This window comes from Pseudomonas sp. FSL R10-0399 (assembly GCF_009600165.1).
GTDB classification, from domain to species: domain Bacteria; phylum Pseudomonadota; class Gammaproteobacteria; order Pseudomonadales; family Pseudomonadaceae; genus Aquipseudomonas; species Aquipseudomonas helleri.
Map to the genome: position 1 here is coordinate 13,667 of NZ_WIWK01000064.1, position 20,407 is coordinate 34,073.

Here is a 20,407-nt window from a genome sequence, read left to right on the forward strand (position 1 = left end):
CGGGTAGTTTTTTTGCTGGCCAGCCTGGTGCTGGACACGCAACGCATCAGTGCATGTTTATGCCGCCGTTAAACGCAAAGTCGGCGCCGGTAGCATAGGCAGACTCCTCCGAGGCCAGCCAGGCTGCGATGGAAGCGGTTTCTTCGGGCTGGCCGAGACGGCTGACCGGGATACTGGCCACCATGCCTTCCAGGATGTCAGGACGAATGGCCTCGGCCATGCTGGTCGGGATGTAGCCGGGAGAGATCGTGTTAACGGTCACACCCTTGCTGCTGACGTCCCGCGCCAGAGCCATACTGAAACCGTGAACGCCGGCTTTGGCCGCCGAATAGCTGGTCTGACCGAACTGGCCCCGCTGACCGCTGACCGTTGACCGTTAACCGTTGACCAAGGAAATATTGATAATTCTTCCCCAGCGCTGCTCTAACATATGATCAATAACTTGCTTGGTAGTGTTGAACAGGCCATTGAGGTTGGTGTCGATTACCGCTCGCCAGCTTTCCAGGGTCAGCTTACGGAAGGTGGAATCGCGGGTGATGCCAACATTGTTCACCAACACATCCACAGGCCCGACGTGCTCCCGTACCACCTGCAGCGCTCTACAGCTGCTATCCCAAATTGCTGATATCAACGTCTACGTAGTGGAAGTGGTAACCGGCCTTCAATTGCTTGCTGATCCAGCCAGCCTTTCGACTGGACGCGGGATGGCAACCCACTACAACGACAAACCCCTCTTTACTCAAACGCTGGCTGATCGCAGTGCCTATACCACCTGTTCCACCTGTAACCAAGGCGACACGGGAGGGGGTGATCATGATGTTTTCCTATGTATGGCTTCGAGGCGGGTGATTATTGAATTGGTCACAGCTTAGGCAACGTCCTGCTATCGCATTGAATTGTCCCGGGATGCCTGGCAGATAAAGGCTACAGGGAAAGCTGATATAGTCCTGCTCACCTTATTGCATTGATTTCGGTCCACTATAAACAAGGGAAAACTATAGTTCTCCCATATACACCCTTCATAACACCGTGTATCAGGAGAAAAGATGTACAGGATAAGCACCGGCATGCTCAGCCAGGTAGTCAACTTACTCAAGGCTGAAGGGCTGGATGCCATCGGTCTATGCCGTGCCGCAGGCGTTGATCTGACCAGATTGAGGGAGGATGGCGGTTTTTTTCCGCGCTCAACCTATTTCCACCTGACCAATCTGGCGCAGCAACTCAGTGACAATCCGGATTTGGGTTTGAAAGCCTATCAGCATTTCCTTCCCGGCAGCTTTCAATTGGTAGGTTACACCATGATGTCCAGCCCCAATTTACTGGAGGCGTTCAAGGCGCTGGTGCACTATGCACCCTTGCTGGGCAGTGGTGCCGCCTTGGGGCTGCAGCGGGAGGATAATCGGCTACGACTCTGTGCAAAAGTCCTCCCCGAGCCGGGCTCTGCCATGTGGTGTCGAGTGGCCGAGGATATTGGCTGTTCATCGGTGCTGGGTTTCTCCCGCTGGCTGACGGGGGGAACCCTGCCGCGCATACGCGAAATAGTATTCACCTACCCTGAACCAGAAGATACAATCCTGCATCAGGCCCTGTTTGATTGTGACCTGATATTTGGTGCGGATCGCAGCAGTATCGTATTCGACCTGGCGGCTCTGAAGGCTCCGCTCGGCACTGCCAATGAAGCGCTTGCGCTGCTGCATCGGCAATTTGCAGAATATTGCGTTGGTCAGTTAACGGACGCGACTTACCGCCAGCAGGTACACAGCTATCTACTGCAGCACCTCGGTAGTCTGGAGATATGTGACCTGGACTCTGTGGCCATAGCGCTGCGTGTCAACAAACGCACTTTACAGCGAGAACTGTCCAACGAGGGGAAAAATTTTATGGAAGTTCTGGACGAGGTAAAACGTCAACTGACTGACCATTACCTCCGCACCTCCTCCTATACCCTGAATCAGGTGGGAGAACTGGTAGGTTTCAAGGAGTCCAGCAGTTTCCATAAAGCCTGTCAGCGTTGGTTCGGCATGCCACCAGGTCGCTACCGCAACCTGACTTCCAGTTATTCCGGGGCCACACAGCCACCCCCAGAAGATGCTCCGATGAGTAGCATCCTTACGCCAGCTTGGTAAGCAGTCATGGTGCCGAGACTGCCCAGGCCTGACAGGCACGGGGCAGTCTGGTTGAATCAATTAACGGGCGGGAACATTCTGCGCATCGTGGGAAACAGTGACTTCAACGCGGCGATTCATCGCCCGTGAAGCAGGTGTGTTGTTGTCAGCGACCGGATGGGCCTTACCAAGTCCAACGGTTTCGATACGGCCAGGCGATACACCTTCACGCACCAGTGCATGGCGTACCGAGTCGGCGCGCGCTTGCGACAGTTGCAGGTTGAAAGCATCGGCTCCGGTGCTGTCGGTAAAGCCTTCAATCATCACTTTGCGCTGGGGGTTATCCTGGAGGAATTTGGCCAGGTTACGGATATCCGACATGGCAGCAGGCATCAGATCGGCCTTGCTGAGGTCGAACAACACGTTGCCAAAGGTGACCACTGAACCGCGATCGGTCTGCTTGGCGTTGAGTTTCTCTTCGAGCTGGCGAATCTGAGCTTCACGTGCTTCAAGACGAGTTTGCGCGCGTTTTGCCGAGACGCCTTCCAGCTCTTTTTCCGTGGCGCGTAATTCGATGGTCTGCAGCGCCAGGGCCACTCGCTGCTCGGCGAGATAAGCCATGTGATCAATCTCAGGATCCTTGGCGCCATCTTTCACCGCTTGCTCTACACGGTTAAGGTACTTGGCCGCGTCTTCGGTTTCAATCGCCGCCAACTGTCGAGCCTGGGGGTGATTCTGCAGGTTGCTTACGTCCTGCCGAGCTTGCTCCAGATTGGGGTTTACCGCGTTCGAGGCACAGCCAGTGAGCACCAGGCTCAGAGCAAAACAGGCAGGTAGGGCGAGATGAGTACGCATGGAAAACTACTCCTTGAAAATGGCAAAATGACCGAAATGGATTACTTGACGTTGCGTAGACTTTCTTCGCGCAATTCAATGGTGCCCTGCTCGGCTTCCTGCAGTCCGCGCTTGGCCTTCTCGGCATTGGCTTTACGTTCCGCTACGCGAGCATCCCATTCAGCCTGCTCGGCCAGATATCTGGCGCGGTCATACTCTTTTGCGGTATTGGCCTGTTCGGCCTGCATCAGTTTTTCTCGGGCCTTACGCAGCTCTACTAGGGCAAACTCGGCGCTCTGAGCTGTATCCGCGGCATTGAGTGCTTGCTGGGCAACGGCCAGTTGAGCGGTGGGCGGGTACTAGCACAGCCAGCGAGCATGATCGCTACGCCAAGAGTCGCGGCGGCCAATAATTGTTTTGATGCGTGTAAAACGAAGTGATCTGACATAGTTCCGACTCCAAAATGAATACATAACGTCAACACGGGAGAGTCTGACTATCTATGACGATGTCTCGCTACCCGGTACCCGGGTTCAGGGCGGGCGATTATTGAATTGACAGGTAGCTTAGGCAACGTCCGCCCACACCACTGCATTGTCCCCAGAGATATGTCAGACAAAGCAGGACAGTCAAACTCTATTATTTTGCTTTGCAATAAAATATGATTAACAGCTATCCCCCTCGCTGCCTAGGATGGAGCCCCAGGGTTGGCAAGCCCCTACTCGACCGCAGCATGCCTACCTTAAAACCAAAACAGGCGCCCCCCCCCTGGAATCACCACGAAAGTGACCTACGCAAGGGATAATTACCGCATCGCACAAAAACGATATTGCATCGAAAATTGTGCAGTGCAACAATAGAGATGTGCTTCAGTTTCGGCAGGGGCACCGCAACAGGCTCGATCACGCCATGCGGCATGCTCGAGTCTATCAGGCGCAATTGCGCTTATTATCCAGGAGACTCGACCATGTACCTGTTCGATATAGAAAAGCTGTCCAGCGCCCAGAAGTCCAACATTGATCAGCTGCAACAAGTAGCAGTAAAACTGTTCGAGAGTACTGAGCAACTGAGCCAACTTCATCTGAAAACACTGCGCGCCAGCACTGAGACTCAGTTCGAGAACCTGCGTCTGTTGAGTTCTGCACGCGACCCACAAGCCTTCACCGATTGGAAGGCCATCCTTGCCCAGCCCACTGCCCAGATTGAGAGTGCGCTGGAGTTCAATCGTCAGGTATACGAATTGGTATCTGGTACTCAGACGGAAATCGCCAAACTGGCCGAGGAGCAGGTTGCCCAAGGCGCAAAGCAGGCTCAGGAGATCGTTGAGGAAGTTGCCAAGCATGCCCCTGCCGGCTCAGAGCCTGCCGTGGCGGCGCTTAAATCGGTGCTAAAAACCGCTGGGAGCGCCTATGAAAGCGCACAGAAGGTAGCCAAACAGGTGACTGAAATGGCAGAAAGCAATATCGCAGCAGCAACTACTGCTAGCAAGTCGCGCAAACCTGCTGCTTGAAACAAAGTCTGTCAGTGCTGTGACGATGGCGATCCGGATTACTCCGTGTCGTCATTTTTTTTGTCAGGCTTCGGCTGGACAAATAGCGGAGTACCGAACATGCCGAATAGATTCTGGCTATTCAGGTAAAGATTTTTCGACTGTTCGAGGTACTGCTGCATCAGACTTTGCATCACCGGGGCCTGTTGCTGCATGAATTCACTCCAGGCCTGAGGCGACTGTGTGCTGACTTGTGCCTGGACATCTAGGACGGTCTGGACGCTTTTTTCCAAATAGCCACCGAGCATCCCCTGAAATGGGCCGTAGAAACGAATGAGGTTCTTTAGCATGTCGCTGGAGAAAATAGGCGTGCCATCATTTTCAGCTTCTTGAATGATCTGCATCAATATGCTGCGAGTCAGGTCTTCTCCGCTTTTCGCATCGACAATCTGAAAAGAGATCTCCTCGACTACCATCTGCCGGACATCCCCCAGCGTGACATGGGTGCTGCTGCTGGTGTCGTACAGTCGGCGATTGGGGTATTTCTTTATCAGACGCTGGGTTTTATCAGAAGGCATGGATAATTTTTTACCAGATTAATGAACCGTGCCAGTGTACCTCAGTTCCCCCGGAGTCAGATCAGGGTCTCTTTGACTGCGAGCTTCGTCATTCTGGCGATGGGTCCACATCCGCATCTGCACCGAGCATCACCTGAACCAGCACGATCTTGAGAATGGTACCGACACCGGGGAAGATTATCGCGTAGCCCGTGTTCGGCCGCCCGGTGGGACATAGCTGATTGCCGTAGGCGAGGATCGCGGGGTTACCGGTGGCGCCCGAGGCGATCCCCAGCAGGTCGTCGTACTTCATGCGCAGCACGAACCAGCCGCCGAAGATCACGACCAGCACGACCACCAACACCTGAATGATGCCGGCGAGCAGCAAGAGCAGCCCGTCCTGGGCAATGCTGCGCACGAACGGCTCGCCCGAAGCCAGCCCCACGCCAGCCAGGAACACCGTCAGTCCGAAGTTGCGCACAATCGTGTTGGTGACCTGCGGCAGGGTCCAGTCGAACGGTCCCAGTCGGCGCAGGTAGCCAAGCACCAGCGCGGTGACGATCACGCCACCGGCTGTACCCAAGTGCACCACGCCGATGCCCGGAATCGGAATCGGCAGCAGGCCGAGCAGACCGCCAGCGGCAATCCCAAGGCCGAACGACATAAACGAGAACTGTGCTTCGGCATTGACCGAATCACCGAATATCTTGCTGAACTTGTCCATGTGCTCGGGCGGTGCCAGCACACCGACCTGGTCACCGTACTCAATCACCAGATCAGCCGTCGGCACTAGGTCGACGTCGCCACGGCGAACCTGCAGGATCCGACAGGAAACGTCCTCCGGCAGCGGCAACTGGTCCAGCCGCTTCCCGACCAGTTGTTCACGCGATACGTGGATCAGCACCAGGTCAAGGTCGTGGCGATCGCTGCGGATGGCACCCTGGTTCGGGGGCAGATCGAGGCTGCGGATGGCAGCGGACTGCCCGGACACCAGCATCAGGTCGCCGGACTTCAGTACCGTGTCCCTGTCCACCAGTTGGTTGCTGCCGTCCCTACGCAGCAAGGTGATCGCAGTACCCGCTGGCAACTTTTTCCGCACCTCGCCGATCGTGATCCCGGCCAGTCCGGCCTCTTCGACGCTGACCTCTCCAGCCCGTAGGTGCTGACTGCCCAGCGCCTCGACCTTTGAGCGCAGCAGCTTGTGAGTGAGGAAGAACAGCAGGATCGGGCCGAACACACCGAAGGGATAGGCGACTGCATAAGCCACGGCCGGCATGTCGCTGCCGGAAGCTGTGATCGCAGTCTGCATACTGGCGGTGCTGGTCAGCGAGCCGGCAAACACACCGGTGGCGCTGGCGACACTGAAGTCGAACCAGCGGGCGCAGAGCATGGCGGCCGCGCTACTGGCCAGCACCGCCACCGCCGCGAGCAGATTGGCGCGTAGGCCAAAACTGCTGACCAACCCTTTGAAGAAGGTGCGGCCGTACTGGATGCCGGTGCAGTACAGGAACAAACTCAGTCCGATGCTGCTCAACAAGCCGGGCGGCGTGGCCTTTGGCGCGATCGCACCAAAGGCCAGACCCACGAACAGCACCGCGCCGATGCCCAGCGAGAACCCCCCGATCGTTACCCGGCCCAGCGCATAGCCCAGACCCACGACAAGGAACAGCGCAATAAACGGCTGCGAGTCGAGGAAAGCTCCGATACTTTGCATTTTCATACTCCTTGCGGTTGCCCACTCACCACATCGAAATTCAGTCGAAGAACACCTCGGCTTCTTGCTCGTACACGTCGATGGCCACATCCGGTACACCGGATTGCGGCTCGATCGCAGAGCCGCTGAAGCGGTGTCTCGGGATAGTGGGGGTCTTCATAGCGTGATTACCCTGTTTATAAGTTGAATCCAGATCATTGACCGCATCAGCCAGCCATCAGGCCAATCACTACAGCATTGGCGAGATCAATCAGGAAGCCACACACCAACGGCACCACGATGAACGCCTGCCGCGCGGCACCAAACTCCCGGGTCACAGCGGTCATGCTGGCAATGGCCGTCGCGGTCGAGCCCAGTGCGACGCCGCCGAACCCCGAGCAGATCACCGCCGACTCGTAGTTACGGCCCATTGCGGGAAACACCACAAAGAAGACGAAGACCACCACCAGCGTGATCTGCAACAACATGGCGACGGTGATGAACCCGAGCACAGGTTGCAGCTCCCAGAACTTCAGCCCCATCAGCGCCATGGTCAGAAATAGTCCCAGGCAGATATCAGAAATCAACGCCAACCCCGGGCGCATGCTGGGCAAGTTCCACAGACGGCCCCGTTCGTTGGGTACCACCATGTCAGCCATCGCTCGCAGGATGATGCCGGCGAGCAGACAGCCGACAAAAGCGGGCAATTTGAGCGGGGTCATGGCGACGAGGGTGCTTATCCCCTGCCCCAACATCAGCGTGAGGTTCAGCCAGAGCAACGCCAGCAGCACACCGTGGTAGTCGAGCCGGGAATGCAGCTCGTTACTATGCAAGGTGCCGATCTCGAGCGCCATATCACCCGAAGGTGTGATCTGGTACACGCGCATAAGCACACCCGCGATCGGGCCGCCGATCAGGCAAGCAGCCATCAACCCGATCATATTGGCCGACAGGCCCAGTTCGGCCGCTCCTTCGATCCCCAGGGTCTCAACAAAATGCGGGGTCCAGGCCAGGGTCGTGCCAACACCGCCGGTCAAGGAAACCGATCCCACCATCAGTCCCGCACGGGGATCCATGCCATATGCGCCGGCCAGCCCCATGCCAACCAGATTCTGCAGCACCATGAAGACCACCGCCAACACGGCCAGTATCAGCAGCGGGCGCCCGCCCTGGGCCAGCGTGCGCAGGCTGGTGTTCAGGCCAATGGCGGCGAAGAAATAGAGCAGCAAAAGGTCGCGCGCACCCAGGTCGAAGGTGACTTCAACACCGAGGGTGTAGTACAGAACACAGACCAGCACCGCGCAGAATACGCCGCCTATCATTGCTTCGGGAATGCTGTAGCGACGCAGAAGTTCGATACGCCCCACCACCCCTTTGCCGATGAACAGTAGCAGGATGGCCAGGGTGAAGCCGAGAAATGGATCGATCTGCATCAGAAACCTTACTTATGGTGAAAACCGCTAAACACGGGGCCGCTCGGGTTATTGAGCGCCCCGCCTACAGGACGATGAAGGTGCAACTCAACGTATCAGCAGTGCCTGCGCTTGCCGTGCGGCAATCCACTCTTCGTTGGTTGGTTCGACGCCGATCACAATGGCACTGCCGGGCGCAGAAATGACCGGCGCGTCGGCAGCATTCGCGGCTGCGTCCACGCGCGCGCCGAGGAACTCGAACGCAGTGCAGACCCGCCGGCGAATCTCCGCGCTGTGCTCACCCACCCCAGCGGTGAAAACCAGCAGATCAAGCCCTCCGAGCACAGCAATCAGTGCGCCGATCTCGCGCACGATGCGGTTCACATACAGTGCCAGTGCGTCGCGGGCCCGGGCGCCGATCTCACTGTCCTCTGTTTCCAGCGGCAGCAACACGCGTGGCTCGGATGAATGTCCCGAAACGCCGAGCAGACCGGACTGCTGATAGAGCACCTGCCCCACCTGTTCCAGCGTCAGCTTCTCGATTTCCATCAGGTACAGCACCGCACCGGGATCGAGCGCGCCGGTACGCGTGCCCATCATCAATCCGTCGAGCGCGGAAAAGCCCATGGTCGTGGCGACGCTCTGCAGATCGCGCATCGCACACAGGCTGGCACCGCTGCCAAGATGCGCCACGATGGTGCGGCCACGGGCCCGCTCGCCGTGGCGCTCGGGCAACGCTACCGACAGGTACTCGTACGACAGTCCATGGAAGCCATAGCGGCGCATACCGCGTTCCCAAGCGACATACGGCAACGGCAGCAGTTGTTCGACCCTGGGCAGGGAGTGATGGAATGCCGTATCGAAGCAGGCTACCTGCGGCAGCGCCGGGTGCAGGATCAAAAACGCTTCGATCGCCTCCAGTGCAAATGGCTGATGCAGCGGGGCCAGTGGAATGTAGGTTTTCAGGTCAGCCAGCACCGCCTCGTCCGCCCGCACCGAAGCAAAATACTTGCTGCCGCCATGTACAACCCGATGGGCAACGCCGCACAGCTTGCGCCCATCCAGGCGCGCCAGCACGCCCTGTTCGATGCGTTGCAGGGCCGCACGGTAAGGATTCTCCCGGTCCAGTGTTAGCTCTGTCGGGATCATGCCGGTTTCGCCGTAGCTGGGCATGGGGCCGCCGATGCCCTGTACCTTGCCGTTCCAGACCGGCACACGCGGCAGCGGCGATTGGCCGGCATCGAACAGCGCGAACTTGATGCTTGACGAGCCGCAGTTGAGCACCAGGATCAGGTCGCCATGCCTGGCGTATCGGTCGTTTGGCTGGGTCATGGGGGGCTGTTCTGGTAATGGTGGGCGAGCAGCACGGCGATCGCGCAGGAGGCAATGCGGTTTTCCCGCGAGTCGGCGCGGCTGGTCAGGACGATGGGCACCTTGGCACCCAGCACGATACCGGCGCTGGCTCCGTGGCCCATGAACTCAATCTGCTTGGCAAGCATGTTGCCGCTTTCCAGGTCGGGCACCACCAGGATATCGGCCTGGCCGGCGACCGGCGACTCAATGCCCTTGATGCGCGCCGCAGCGGGAGACACCGCATTGTCGAAAGCCAGCGGCCCGTCGAGCAGGCCACCAGTGATCTGCCCGCGGTCAGCCATCTTGCACAATGCAGCTGCATCGAGCGTGGCGGGCATGGCCGGGTTGATGGTTTCGACCGCTGCCAGGATTGCTACGCGCGGCTGCTCAACGCCGATGGCATGGGCCAGGTCGATCGCGTTGCGGATGATATCGGCCTTGGCTTCCAGGCCGGGTGCGATGTTGACGGCCGCATCCGTAATGATGAAGGGCCGCGGATAGGTCGGAGTCTGCATCAGGAAGCAATGGCTGATACGGCGTTTGGTGCGCAGCCCGGCTGCGGTGGCCAGCACCGCAGCCATCAGCTCATCAGTATGCAGACTGCCTTTCATCAGCGCCTGGACCTCGCCCTTGCCCGCCATCGCCGCCGCTCGCTCTGCGGCGGCATGGCTGTGCGGCACATCTTCGATGGCGATGCCGGTCAGATCGAGTCCGGCCTCGGCGGCGACGGCTTGCAGCCGTGTACGGGGAGCCACCAGAACCGCCTCTATGAGCCCGGCCCGGTGGGCATCCAATGCCGCTGACAGGCTCAATGCGTCGCAGGGATGCACCACGGCCGTGCACACCGGCCCGAGCGGTCGTACATGATCCAGCAAGCGTTCAAGGCCCTCGCCGCTGCCTGCCACCAGCCGGACTTCCGGCAGTGTGGCGCTGTCCAGCTCGATGCGCTCGGTCGCGGCGATGATCTCGGCTTCGCCCTCTATCACGATGTCGCCGGACTGGTTGACGCAACGACAATCCAGCGTCACGCGCTGGCGCTCGGGGTCCAGCGCGCTGACGGTGACGCTGACGCGCACAGTGTCACCCAGCTTGATCGGCTGGAGAAAACGCAAATGCTGGCTGTGATAGACCGACCCCGGACCTGGCAAGCGAGTGCCGAGTACGCCCGAAATCAGCGCGCCACCCCACATACCATGGGCGATGACGCCCTGAAACCGCGTCGAGGCAGCAAACTCGGGATCGACGTGTTGCGGGTTGAGATCACCCGACTGCAAGGCGAACAGCTGAATATCCTCGACGGTCAGCGTGCGCTCCACGCTGGCGCTCTCGCCGATGGTCAACTCGTCGAAGGTGCGGTTGCGCAGGCTCCAGCTCATGATGGTTCCTTGCGGTTGGCTGGCTTGGGCTTGGGCTTGGCTGGCCCGGCTGGGGCAGACGTCGAACCCGGATCGGCGCTGGTTTTCGCAGAAGAGGCAGGTTTCGCCGATCGGGCAGCTGTGGCCCGAGTGCTGCGGGGCTTGGTCCCCGTAGCGGGTGCTTTTGGAGAGGCTGCCTCCGGTGATTCAGCTGCATCAGTCTTCAGCGTACTCGTCTCACGCTGGCTCGCCGGCGCATCGAACAGCGCCAGAACCTGCTTGAGGGATGCCACCTCGTCGCTGGTCAACTGATCGCTGCCAGAGCGGACGGCTTGTTCAACGCGGCGCATCTGGGCCCGAATGTCCGACGCGGGGGTGTCCGCCAGTAGACCGGGGATGGCGGTAATGGCTGAATCCATGTCAAGCGTCATCAGCATCGCCTGGCTGCGCACCAGATGCCGCAACGCAGTCATGTCAAGATTCTCAACCAGAGAAGTGTCTTGCTGCAATTGCGAGGCATAGCGGTAGCGTCGGGTGTCCACCTCGCTGCGATTGCGCAGCACGTAGAACACCGCGCGCGTACCCGCCTCCAGCACGCCGCCCTGGAGCATACGGGCCGGCAACTGCGCTAGTTCGCGCTCGATAAAGGCACGATGTTCGGGTGAGTCACCCGGGTGCGCCCGCCCCGGCTTGTCATCAACGTCAACCTGGCCGGCCAGGGCCTTTGCCCAGGGCGACCCATAGAGCATATTGAACACCCCGGCATAGATCTGGTCACGGTGATCCCGAAAGCGATCGAGTGCCTGCTCAACCGCATCGGACAGCTCTTTCTGGGCACGCAGGAAAGGGTTGTCCGCATCGACAGGCCTGCGTTGTTCACGCACCTGCTGTGCAGCCTGCTCCAGTGCTGGAGCAAGTGGGTGCTTGCTCGACCACCATTCATAGGACACGCGCAGCGGATGCATTGTTTGCAGCCATTGTGCGGTATAGGGAGTAGAGAACGCTCTGACCCAGGGCTGCAGGACATTCCGGTAGAGTCCCAGATTGATTTGTGACGACTGTGCAGCCGCAGCAAACCGGCGTTCGCTTTCCGGGTCAGGCTTGACGATCGCACGCACCTCATCAACGCTGCTGCGTTGAATCCGCATGGTGTGTTCGTCGTCCAATACACCATTAGGCTCGGCCTCCGGGACACCCTCGACGTCCGCCCGGTAGATGCCCACCGGCAGCAAGTCGATGATGTCGATGCTGGCAGCGAACTCAGTATGCTCCTTGCGCCCTACGCTGCCCGACACAAAGATGCCCAGATGACCAATGCTGTCATGGGTGGCGTAGACGATGGTCTGGTTATGGCCGAGCACGTCGGCGTCATCACGATACAGATCGGTGATCCAGCCCAGCGCCTGCGCCGGCGGCGTGATGTTGTCGCCATACGATGAGAACACCAGAATCGGTGAGCGAATATTGCGCAGGTCTATGCGCAAGCCGTCGGCGGTCACCAGTTCAGCTGTGGCAAGCTTGTTGCCAATGAACAGGTTGTCGACGATGTATTGCATTTCGACATCATTGAGGAACACATAGCCGCCCCAGTACTTCTCGAACCCCAGATAGCGTGGAGCTTCAGTATCAACCTTGGAATACAGATTGTAGGGCTTGCTCCACCAGGTGTTGGCGGGATCCAGGCTTTCAAAGTTCTGCACCAGCCAGGCGCCATCGAAGCGCCCCGCCCCCACATCGCTGGTCAGTGCAGTCATCCAGCTGCCGCCGAGCAGGCCACCGGCATAACGCATCGGGTTATCACCGGCCCAGTAGGACAGCGGCGCCCCGGCGACGATGATGGGGCCGAACAATTCCGGCCACAACGAGGCGGCCATCAGTACCTGCCAGCCAGCCTGGCAATTACCAATCACTGCCGGCTTGCCACGGCTATCCGGATGCAGCTCCCCAGCGCGACGGACAAACTCGGCCTGCGCCCGCATGACATCTTCGATGGTCTGTCCCGGCACCGGATCGGGCAGAAAGCCGACGAAGTAGCAAGGATGGCCCGCCTTCATCGCCGCACCGACTTCACTATCTGGCTTGAAACCGCCAATACCAGGGCCATGACCGGCGCGCGGGTCAATCACCACGAACGGGCGCTTTTCATTATCCACCGGCTGATCGGCTGTCGGCAGGATGCGTACCATCCCGTAGTTCACCGGTCGGGGCAGATCGAGCCCGGACATCACCGGTTCGCTGGGAAAGCTCAGCACGTTTGGCACTTGTTCCGCCAGGTGGGCACTGTACTGGTCTCCGCGCTGCCGCCGCACGTCGGCGTACAGCAGCGTCCGCTGCCAGGCGTCGATGCTATAGCTGGTCGCGGTCTGCGCCAGTTCCAATGGATTGGCGAGCAGCGGAGTCCACTGCGGGTTGGTCGATGTCGTACCGGTCATGGTGTTTACCTCGAATGTAAATAAGGGATAACTACGTTGAAAGTACCCTCTGGCGCCTGCGACGGCGCTCAGCCCCGTTCTACGGCCAGCGCGATGCCCTGGCCACCGCCGATACACAGAGTCGCCAGCCCCTTGCGCGCATCGCGGCGGATCAGTTCATGTACCAGCGTCACCAGAATGCGGGCACCCGACGCACCGATCGGGTGCCCGAGGGCTATCGCGCCGCCATTGACATTGACTCGGGACATATCCCAGCCCAGCTCCTGGGCCACAGCCAGGGATTGCGCAGCAAAAGCTTCGTTGGCTTCGATCAGATCAAGGTCGTCCAGTGACCAGCCGGCCTTCTCCAGTGTGCGGCGGGTAGCCGGAACCGGGCCAATGCCCATGATCGCCGGATCAACACCTGCGGTGGCCCAGGCCTTGATCCAGGCCAGCACCGGCAAGCCCAGTGCCTTGGCTTTGTCCGCACTGGCCAGCAACAGCACCGCTGCCCCATCGTTGAGCGTCGAGGCATTGCCGGCGGTGACCGTGCCCTCCTTCTTGAAGGCCGGCTTGAGTCTGGCCAGCGCCTCGACGGTCGTGCCAGCACGCGGTTGCTCATCGGTGTCGAACACGATCGGATCACCCTTACGCTGCGGGATGCTGATCGGGGTGATCTCGTCCCTGAAGCGGCCGTCGGCCAGCGCGGCGGCGGCCTTCTGCTGAGAGGCTGCGGCAAAGGCATCCTGCTGCTCACGCGTCAGCGCATCGCGCTCGGCCAGATTCTCGGCGGTGATGCCCATATGGTAATCGTTGAAGGCATCCCACAGGCCGTCGCGGATCAGGCTGTCCTGCATCTGAACGTGGCCCAGATGCAGGCCGGTGCGGGCCTTGGGCAGCACATAAGGCGCCAGGCTCATGTTTTCCTGACCGCCGACCAACACCAGCTCAGCGTCACCGCTGCGGATAGCCTGAGCCGCCAGCTGCACCGCTTTCAGCCCGGAGCCGCACACCTTGTTGATGGTCAGCGCGGGCACAGTGTACGGCAGGCCAGCAGCGATCGCCGACTGGCGAGCCGGGTTCTGACCGCTGCCGGCGGTCAGGATCTGACCGAGGATCACCTCATCGATGTCCGCAGCGGGCACGCCGGTGCGCTGCAGAATGTCCCGTATCAAGTGAGCGCCCAGTTCGTGGGCAGGAATGCCAGAAAGACTGCCCTGGAAGCTGCCGATGGCAGTACGGGTAGCAGCCAGGATTGCGATATCACTCATGTTCTAACCTCAGGTCTGAAGGGTCGGAAAGCGCCAGGAAGACAGTCCCGTAGGAGCGACAGGCGTCCCCCTGGCATCAAGGCAGCAGTGACTCAGTACATGTGTTGGCCACCATTCATCGACACGTTGCTGCCCGTCATGAACGCACCGGCAGCGCTGGCGATAAAGGCGATCAGGCCGGCGATCTCCTCAGGTTTGCCGAGACGACCGACCGGGATACCGGCAACGATCTGCCCCAGCACATCCTCGGGAACAGCAGTGACCATTTTGGTTGACAGATAGCCGGGCGAGACGGTATTGACCGTCACCCCTTTTCTGGCGACTTCCTGCGCCAGTGCCTTGGTGAAGCCGTGCATCCCGGCCTTGGCTGCCGAGTAGTTGGTCTGACCGAACTGCCCCTTGTTGCCGTTGATCGATGAGATATTGATGATCCGACCCCAGCCGCGCTCAAGCATGCCGTCGAGCAGCGGTCGGGTAACGTTGAACACCGAATCAAGGTTGGTGCGCAGCACCGCGTCCCAGTTGACCTTGCTCATCTTGCGGAAAGTGCCGTCGCGAGTGGTGCCAGCGTTGTTGACCAGAATATCGATCCGATGGCCATCAGCGTGGATCTTCTCGACCATCGCCTGGCAAGAAACGTCATCCGCAACGTCCACCGCATAGGCTGAGAACTTATAGCCATCTGCCGCTTGCTCGGAGAGCCATGTCGGGGCGTGATCGTTGCCTGGTGAATAGGTGACGAGAACCCTGTGTCCAGCGTCGTGCAGGGTCCGCGCGATGACTTCGCCCAGCCCACCCATGCCACCGGTGATCAATGCAGTACGTTGTTCAGCCACGATTCGCACTCCTGTTCGCTGCCTGGTTTGCCGAGTCGGTAGCCGATGCCCATACCGCTCCCCACTGTTTGAACAGGTCGTCGAACGGTGAGCTGGCCGCTGTTCCGCTACCAACGGTCTCGAGGGTAGTTTTCTGCCATACCTGGATGGCTTGTTGCAGACCCGTGGTGAACGCCGTCTGGGCACTGATGGCAGTCTGCGCAGACGTCTGTGCGTCCCCAACCTGTTGTTGGAACTTGCGCCAGAAACCTTCGCTAGGCAGGGTGGCAAGTGCCTGCCAGTTGCCTGCCTTGAGGAGATCCTCGATGTTGGCACCGGATTCGGCGATGGCTTTGCTGCTGGCACGCGTGGCGGCCTCCAGCCATTGATGACCGTTTTCCTGCAGCAACCGATTGATCTGCAGTTGCAGTTCAAGATTGGCCTTGAACAGGGTCAGAGGCAGGGTGTTTTCGATTCCGGTATGCATAGGTGATTTCCTCAGCATTGACTAGGGAGCTCCTGTTGGGGAGCAGTATCAGGCCATCTGCGTGATGGTCTTGCGAAAGCGCGACAGCGACAACATGAACAGCACCGTGCCGATCACTGCCAGCGCCAAAAACGGTTTCCAGACCACCTCCAGTCCTGCGCCGCGGTACAAAATCGCCTGGCTCAGATCGACGAAGTGCGTGGTAGGGGCCACCAACATCAGGTTCTGCACGAACTCGGGCATGCTCTCGCGCGGGGTGGCGCCGCCCGACAACATCTGCAGGGGCATCAGCGTCAGCATCAACAACAAGCCGAACTGCGGCATGGTGCGGGCCAGCGTGGCCATGTAGATGCCAAGCGAGGTCATCGCAAACAGGCACAGCGCCGCGCCGCTCAGGAACAAGGCAACCGAGCCCTCGATGGGCACCTGCAACAGGCCACGCACGACGAATGTCAACGACCCGCCAGTCGCCAGCAGCACCACCAAGCCCATCGACCAGACCTTCGCGATCATGATTTCCGCCGGCGTGACCGGCATCGCCAGCAGATGCTCGATGGTGCCGTGTTCGCGCTCGCGGATCAGCGCCGCCCCGGTGAGCATGATCGCCAGCATGGACACCGAGTTGATGATCTCCATCACCCCGCCGAACCAGGATTTTTCCAGCGTGGGGTTGAAGCGTGCGCGCAGCGCCAGATCGACAGGCAGCTTCGCATCCCCCCGATAGCTCTGGACAAACTCGCTGATCTCCGCCATGACGATCTCTTGCACATAGCCATTCCCGGAAAAAGCCTGGCTCATGCGGGTGGCATCGATGTTGAGCTGGAGCTCAGGGGCTCTGCCAGCCAATACGTCGCGCTGAAAGTTCGGTGGGATATTGAGCACGAAGGTGTATTGGCCACTGTCCATGCCCGAATCCATCTCGCTGAGCGAAATCATCGCCGGCCGGGTGAAATACGGTGGCAGGAACGCCGAACTGATGCGTGCGGACAAAGGCGTATTGTCTTCGTCGACGATGGCGATCGGCGTGCCACTCAGGGTTTCCGGCATGGAAGTGGCCGAGGTGTAGATCTGCACTGTGAAGACAAAGAAGATCAGCAGCAGCAGCATCGGATCGCGCACCAGACTCCACAGTTCTTTACGACCAAGGCGAAAAATGTTTTTCAGATGACGCATATCAACGATCCTGTTTGCGGAGCAGCATCACCGCCGCTCCCATGATGACCGGTACGGCCAACAGCATGGGCCACAGCGAGCCGGACAGGTCACCAAGGCCCAGCGCCTTGTTGAAGACCCCACGGCTGATGGTGATCATGTGCGTTGCCGGATAAATTTCGCCGATGATGCGACCCGCCCCTTCGAGCGAGGAAACCGGATTGGTCAGGCCAGCGAATTGCATCGCTGGCATCATGGTGCCAACCATGGCAATGAACATCGCCGCGATCTGACTGTTGGTCACGGTCGACGCCAGCAGGCCCATCCCGGTCGAGCTGATGCAGAACAGCAGCGTTGCTACAGCCAGCGCTAGAAAGCTGCCCGTCACCGGCACATCAAATAGCGTGACAGCCAACAGGCTCATGCACAGGAAGTTGAGCATCGCCAGCACCAGGTAGGGAAACTGCTTGCCCAGTAGAAACTCCAGCCGGGTGACGGGCGTGACGTACAGATTGACAATCGAGCCGAGCTCCTTTTCACGCACCACGGACAGCGCGGTGAGCATGGCAGGCAACATCAGCAACAATAACGGGATCACCGCAGGCACCATGGCTGGCAGGCTTTTCACGTCCGGGTTGTAGCGAAAGCGTGGCTCGATGGTGGCGGTGCTGGCCATCGAGATGCCCACTACCGCCGCTTGTTCCTGCAACCATTGTTGGTGGATGCCTTGAACATAGCCCTGCACGGTTTCGGCACGGGAAGGCATCGCCCCGTCGATCCAGGCGCCGACTTCTGTAGTCCGGCCACGCAGCACATCACGACCGAAGCCAGACGGGATCTCCACGGCCAGCGAAAGCTCTCCGCTGCGCATGCGTCGGTCCAGGTCCTCATAGTCGAGAATCGGCGCTTGCTCAATGAAGTAGCGAGAGCCGGACAGGTTCAATGCGTAATTCTGGCTGATCGTCGTCTGGTCACGATCAAGCACCGCATAGGTCAGATCCTCAACATCCATACTGATGCCAAAGCCCATGACGAACATCAAGATCAACGAGCCGGCCAGCGCCATGGTCAGGCGTACCGGATCGCGCTGCAACTCCAGCGATTCGCGCCAGGCATAGCTGGCCATGCGCTGAAAACTGAAGCGTTTATGGGTGACCGCGTGGGCCGCCGGAGCCTGGGCTGTTTCGGCAACGCTAGTGTCCGAGTCCTCTTGCGGGGTACCACCTCCGGCCTCGACCAGGTAGCCGATAAAGGCTTCTTCCAGAGTGGCTGCACCGCGCTTTTCCACCAGCCGCGCCGGTGCGTCGCTGTCCAGCACCTTGCCGGCATGCATCATTGACATGCGGTCGCAGCGCTCGGCCTCGTTCATGAAGTGGGTGGAGATAAAGATGGTGACCTTGTCCCGCCGCGACAGCTCGACGAGCAAGCGCCAGAAGTTATCCCGCGCAATGGGGTCCACACCCGAGGTCGGCTCGTCCAGAATCAGTATTTCCGGGCCATGCACCATGGCCACCGCCAACGACAGGCGCTGGCGCATGCCGAGCGGAATGCTGTCGGGCAGGCTTTCCATAACCTGCAGCAAACCGAAGCGCTCAGCCATCTCCTCCACCCTTGCCAACACCTGCTCCTCCGGCACATGAAACAGCTGGGCATGCAGCACCAGATTCTGGCGCACGGTGAGTTCACTGTAGAGTGAGAAGGCCTGCGTCATATAGCCAACACGACGGCGGGTGTCGATATCCTTTGGATCGACTTCGTTGCCGAACAGCGAGGCCTGGCCTTCGGTGGCGGGCAGCAGACCGGTCAACATCTTCATGGTGGTCGACTTGCCACAACCATTGGAGCCGAGAAAGCCGAAAATCTCGCCGCGCCGGATACGAAAGGAGACGTTATCGACGGCAACGAAGTCGCCAAAGCGCATGGTCAGGTTCTGGGCTTCGATGGCAATATCATCGTCATGAACATCCAGCGGCGGAATCTCGACAGGTTTGTGACCACGCCTTTTCTCTTCCGGCAATAAGCGGATGAAAGCGGTTTCGAGCGATGGGCTGTCTGTGCTGGCAAGCAGCTCCTGCGGCGTACCCGTGGCCAATACCTCCCCGTCATCCATCGCCACCAGCCAATCGAACCCCTGGGCCTCGTCCATATAGGCGGTGGCCACAATCACGCTCATGCCTGGTTGTTCTTTGCGGATGCGCTCAATCAAGTCCCAGAACTGCGAGCGCGCCAACGGATCAACGCCGGTAGTCGGCTCATCCAGAATCAGCAGATCAGGATCATGAATCAGCGCGCAACAGAGCCCGAGCTTCTGTTTCATACCACCGGAGAGCTTGCCCGCCGGACGCGACAGGAACGGCTGCAGCCCGGTGCTGCGGGTAAGATCATCGATGCGGCGACGGCGCTCGGCAGCGTCGTGTCCGAACAGCCGTGCAAAAAACTGCAGGTTCTCCTCGACCGACAGCGTCGGATACAGGTTCTTGCCCAGACCTTGCGGCATGTAGGCTATACGCGGACATACGGCATTGCGGTGAGCCTTGCTCGTCATATCCCCGCCAAGCACCTCGACCAGCCCTTCCTGTACCGCGCGAGCACCCGATATCAGCGACAGCAGGCTGGACTTCCCTACACCATCCGGCCCGATCAGGCCGACCATGCAATCGGCGGGAATGTCCAGATTCAAACCATTGAGAGCAGCAGTCTTGCCATAACTCAGACGCAAGTCCTGCAGACGGACAGCCGGCGCTATGCACGCAATCGTCGACATTGGTTACTCCGGCACTCTGACTGCGAGCGATGCCGGCCATTGTGCGTCGGCATCCGTTTTTATCCAGGCCACCCCCGGCAGCCCGGTTTTCACCTGCTCAAGATGCCGTAGCAGCAACTCGGGGTCGATTTGCGCCTTGACTCGGAACATGAGTTTTTGCCGCTCACTGGCGGTTTCCACGGTCTTGGGCGTGAACTGTGCCGTGCTGGCGACGAATGTCACCTTGGCCGGAAGCACCAAGTGCGGCGCTGCATCAAGTATAAGGCGTACGTCACTGCCCAGCGCCACCCTGCCGGCCACTGTCTCGGGCAGGAAAAACGTCAGGTAGACATCAGCCACATCAATTAGGTTGAGCACCCGACCGCCTGCAGCCAGAACTTCGCCGGGTTCCGCGACACGCAACTGTACCCGTCCATCACGCGGCGATGTGAGCTGGCTGTCGGTGATATCGGCGGCAATGCGTTTGATGGTGGCTTGAGCGGCAGCCACCCGAGCAACGGCACCGTCTTCCTGCGCGCTGGCCGCGAGAACGGCTGACTGCGCTGAGGCCACCTGTGCACGTGCCGCTAGCACAGCTGCTTCTGCGCTGAGCGTTTGGGCCCGGTCATCATCCAGCTCCTGCAGTGACGCCGCACCTTCCTTGCTCAGCGTCTCCGATCGGCCCAGACGACTCCGGGCCGCGTCCCGTTCCGCCTCGCGTTGCGCCACC

General features: G+C 59.7%; 15 protein-coding genes and 2 pseudogenes. 2 read left to right on the top strand and 15 right to left on the bottom strand.

Translation table 11 applies throughout. The features are described 5' to 3' along the window. Positions 1–46: 46 nt before the first annotated feature. Positions 47–815, bottom strand: a pseudogene (gene phbB / locus GHO41_RS17760) (acetoacetyl-CoA reductase). A gap of 231 nt (positions 816–1,046) precedes the next feature. Here phbB (GHO41_RS17760) and GHO41_RS17765 point away from each other — a divergent pair. After that, positions 1,047–2,126, top strand: a complete 1,080-nt coding sequence (locus GHO41_RS17765; protein ID WP_153327314.1) for an AraC family transcriptional regulator — start codon at positions 1,047–1,049, stop codon at positions 2,124–2,126. Positions 2,127–2,186: 60 nt separating this feature from the next. Here GHO41_RS17765 and GHO41_RS17770 read toward each other — a convergent pair whose 3' ends face one another. Together GHO41_RS17770 and GHO41_RS17775 are read right to left on the bottom strand one after the other, a co-directional pair. Continuing rightward, positions 2,187–2,960, bottom strand: a complete 774-nt coding sequence (locus tag GHO41_RS17770) for an OmpA family protein (protein ID WP_153327312.1) — start codon at positions 2,958–2,960, stop codon at positions 2,187–2,189. 41 nt (positions 2,961–3,001) lie between these two features. Then, positions 3,002–3,387 (bottom strand): annotated as a pseudogene (locus tag GHO41_RS17775) (DUF4398 domain-containing protein). A 519-nt stretch (positions 3,388–3,906) separates the two neighbouring features. Between GHO41_RS17775 and phaP the strand changes: the two are divergent. Continuing rightward, positions 3,907–4,449, top strand: coding sequence for a TIGR01841 family phasin (gene phaP, locus GHO41_RS17780; RefSeq protein WP_153327310.1), 543 nt, complete (start codon positions 3,907–3,909; stop codon positions 4,447–4,449). 38 nt (positions 4,450–4,487) lie between these two features. Here phaP and phaR read toward each other — a convergent pair whose 3' ends face one another. From phaR to GHO41_RS17840, 12 genes are all read right to left on the bottom strand, one after another. Further along, positions 4,488–5,006: a polyhydroxyalkanoate synthesis repressor PhaR gene (gene phaR, locus GHO41_RS17785; RefSeq protein ID WP_153327308.1), complete on the bottom strand. Its 519-nt coding sequence runs from the start codon at positions 5,004–5,006 to the stop codon at positions 4,488–4,490. An 88-nt stretch (positions 5,007–5,094) separates the two neighbouring features. Further along, positions 5,095–6,699, bottom strand: coding sequence for an aspartate:alanine exchanger family transporter (locus GHO41_RS17790; RefSeq protein ID WP_178126539.1), 1,605 nt, complete (start codon positions 6,697–6,699; stop codon positions 5,095–5,097). Positions 6,700–6,905: 206 nt separating this feature from the next. Beyond that, positions 6,906–8,111: a sodium/glutamate symporter gene (gene gltS, locus GHO41_RS17795; protein WP_153327304.1), complete on the bottom strand. Its 1,206-nt coding sequence runs from the start codon at positions 8,109–8,111 to the stop codon at positions 6,906–6,908. An 87-nt stretch (positions 8,112–8,198) separates the two neighbouring features. Then, complete coding sequence (locus GHO41_RS17800; RefSeq protein WP_153327302.1) at positions 8,199–9,422, bottom strand: acetate/propionate family kinase; 1,224 nt, start codon at positions 9,420–9,422, stop codon at positions 8,199–8,201. Beyond that, complete coding sequence (locus GHO41_RS17805) at positions 9,419–10,819, bottom strand: bifunctional enoyl-CoA hydratase/phosphate acetyltransferase (protein WP_153327300.1); 1,401 nt, start codon at positions 10,817–10,819, stop codon at positions 9,419–9,421. Before GHO41_RS17805 ends, GHO41_RS17800 begins: the two co-directional genes overlap by 4 nt. After that, positions 10,816–13,230 carry a DUF3141 domain-containing protein gene (locus tag GHO41_RS17810; protein WP_153327298.1) on the bottom strand — a complete coding sequence of 805 codons (2,415 nt, stop codon included), beginning with the start codon at positions 13,228–13,230 and terminating at the stop codon, positions 10,816–10,818. The genes GHO41_RS17805 and GHO41_RS17810 overlap by 4 nt, the downstream gene beginning before the upstream one ends. A gap of 68 nt (positions 13,231–13,298) precedes the next feature. Then, positions 13,299–14,480, bottom strand: a complete 1,182-nt coding sequence (locus GHO41_RS17815) for an acetyl-CoA C-acetyltransferase (RefSeq protein WP_153327296.1) — start codon at positions 14,478–14,480, stop codon at positions 13,299–13,301. 92 nt (positions 14,481–14,572) lie between these two features. After that, entirely contained in the window at positions 14,573–15,319 is a 747-nt protein-coding gene (gene phbB / locus GHO41_RS17820) for an acetoacetyl-CoA reductase (protein ID WP_323370559.1), read from the bottom strand. After that, on the bottom strand, positions 15,309–15,782 hold the full coding sequence (locus tag GHO41_RS17825; protein ID WP_153327294.1) for a phasin family protein: 474 nt from the start codon (positions 15,780–15,782) through the stop codon (positions 15,309–15,311). The genes phbB (GHO41_RS17820) and GHO41_RS17825 overlap by 11 nt, the downstream gene beginning before the upstream one ends. A gap of 48 nt (positions 15,783–15,830) precedes the next feature. Then, the gene (locus tag GHO41_RS17830) at positions 15,831–16,955 is read right to left on the bottom strand and encodes an ABC transporter permease (protein WP_153327292.1); all 1,125 of its coding nucleotides are present in this window, start codon (positions 16,953–16,955) and stop codon (positions 15,831–15,833) included. Between the two features lies 1 nt (position 16,956). Then, positions 16,957–19,698 (bottom strand): ribosome-associated ATPase/putative transporter RbbA, encoded by a 2,742-nt coding sequence (gene rbbA, locus GHO41_RS17835; RefSeq protein ID WP_153327290.1) that lies wholly within the window; start codon positions 19,696–19,698, stop codon positions 16,957–16,959. Between the two features lie 3 nt (positions 19,699–19,701). After that, positions 19,702–20,407 (bottom strand): HlyD family secretion protein (locus tag GHO41_RS17840; protein ID WP_153434261.1); only part of this gene is annotated, 706 nt, incomplete at its 5' end.

Bases quoted from the DNA above. Each gene is read 5' to 3' on its own strand.
- GHO41_RS17765 (WP_153327314.1), top strand. From the start codon at position 1,047: ATGTACAGGATAAGCACCGGCATGCTCAGCCAGGTAGTCAACTTACTC.
- GHO41_RS17770 (WP_153327312.1), bottom strand. From the start codon at position 2,960: ATGCGTACTCATCTCGCCCTACCTGCCTGTTTTGCTCTGAGCCTGGTG.
- phaP (WP_153327310.1), top strand. From the start codon at position 3,907: ATGTACCTGTTCGATATAGAAAAGCTGTCCAGCGCCCAGAAGTCCAAC.
- phaR (WP_153327308.1), bottom strand. From the start codon at position 5,006: ATGCCTTCTGATAAAACCCAGCGTCTGATAAAGAAATACCCCAATCGC.
- GHO41_RS17790 (WP_178126539.1), bottom strand. From the start codon at position 6,699: ATGCAAAGTATCGGAGCTTTCCTCGACTCGCAGCCGTTTATTGCGCTG.
- gltS (WP_153327304.1), bottom strand. From the start codon at position 8,111: ATGCAGATCGATCCATTTCTCGGCTTCACCCTGGCCATCCTGCTACTG.
- GHO41_RS17800 (WP_153327302.1), bottom strand. From the start codon at position 9,422: ATGACCCAGCCAAACGACCGATACGCCAGGCATGGCGACCTGATCCTG.
- GHO41_RS17805 (WP_153327300.1), bottom strand. From the start codon at position 10,819: ATGAGCTGGAGCCTGCGCAACCGCACCTTCGACGAGTTGACCATCGGC.
- GHO41_RS17810 (WP_153327298.1), bottom strand. From the start codon at position 13,230: ATGACCGGTACGACATCGACCAACCCGCAGTGGACTCCGCTGCTCGCC.
- GHO41_RS17815 (WP_153327296.1), bottom strand. From the start codon at position 14,480: ATGAGTGATATCGCAATCCTGGCTGCTACCCGTACTGCCATCGGCAGC.
- GHO41_RS17825 (WP_153327294.1), bottom strand. From the start codon at position 15,782: ATGCATACCGGAATCGAAAACACCCTGCCTCTGACCCTGTTCAAGGCC.
- GHO41_RS17830 (WP_153327292.1), bottom strand. From the start codon at position 16,955: ATGCGTCATCTGAAAAACATTTTTCGCCTTGGTCGTAAAGAACTGTGG.
- rbbA (WP_153327290.1), bottom strand. From the start codon at position 19,698: ATGTCGACGATTGCGTGCATAGCGCCGGCTGTCCGTCTGCAGGACTTG.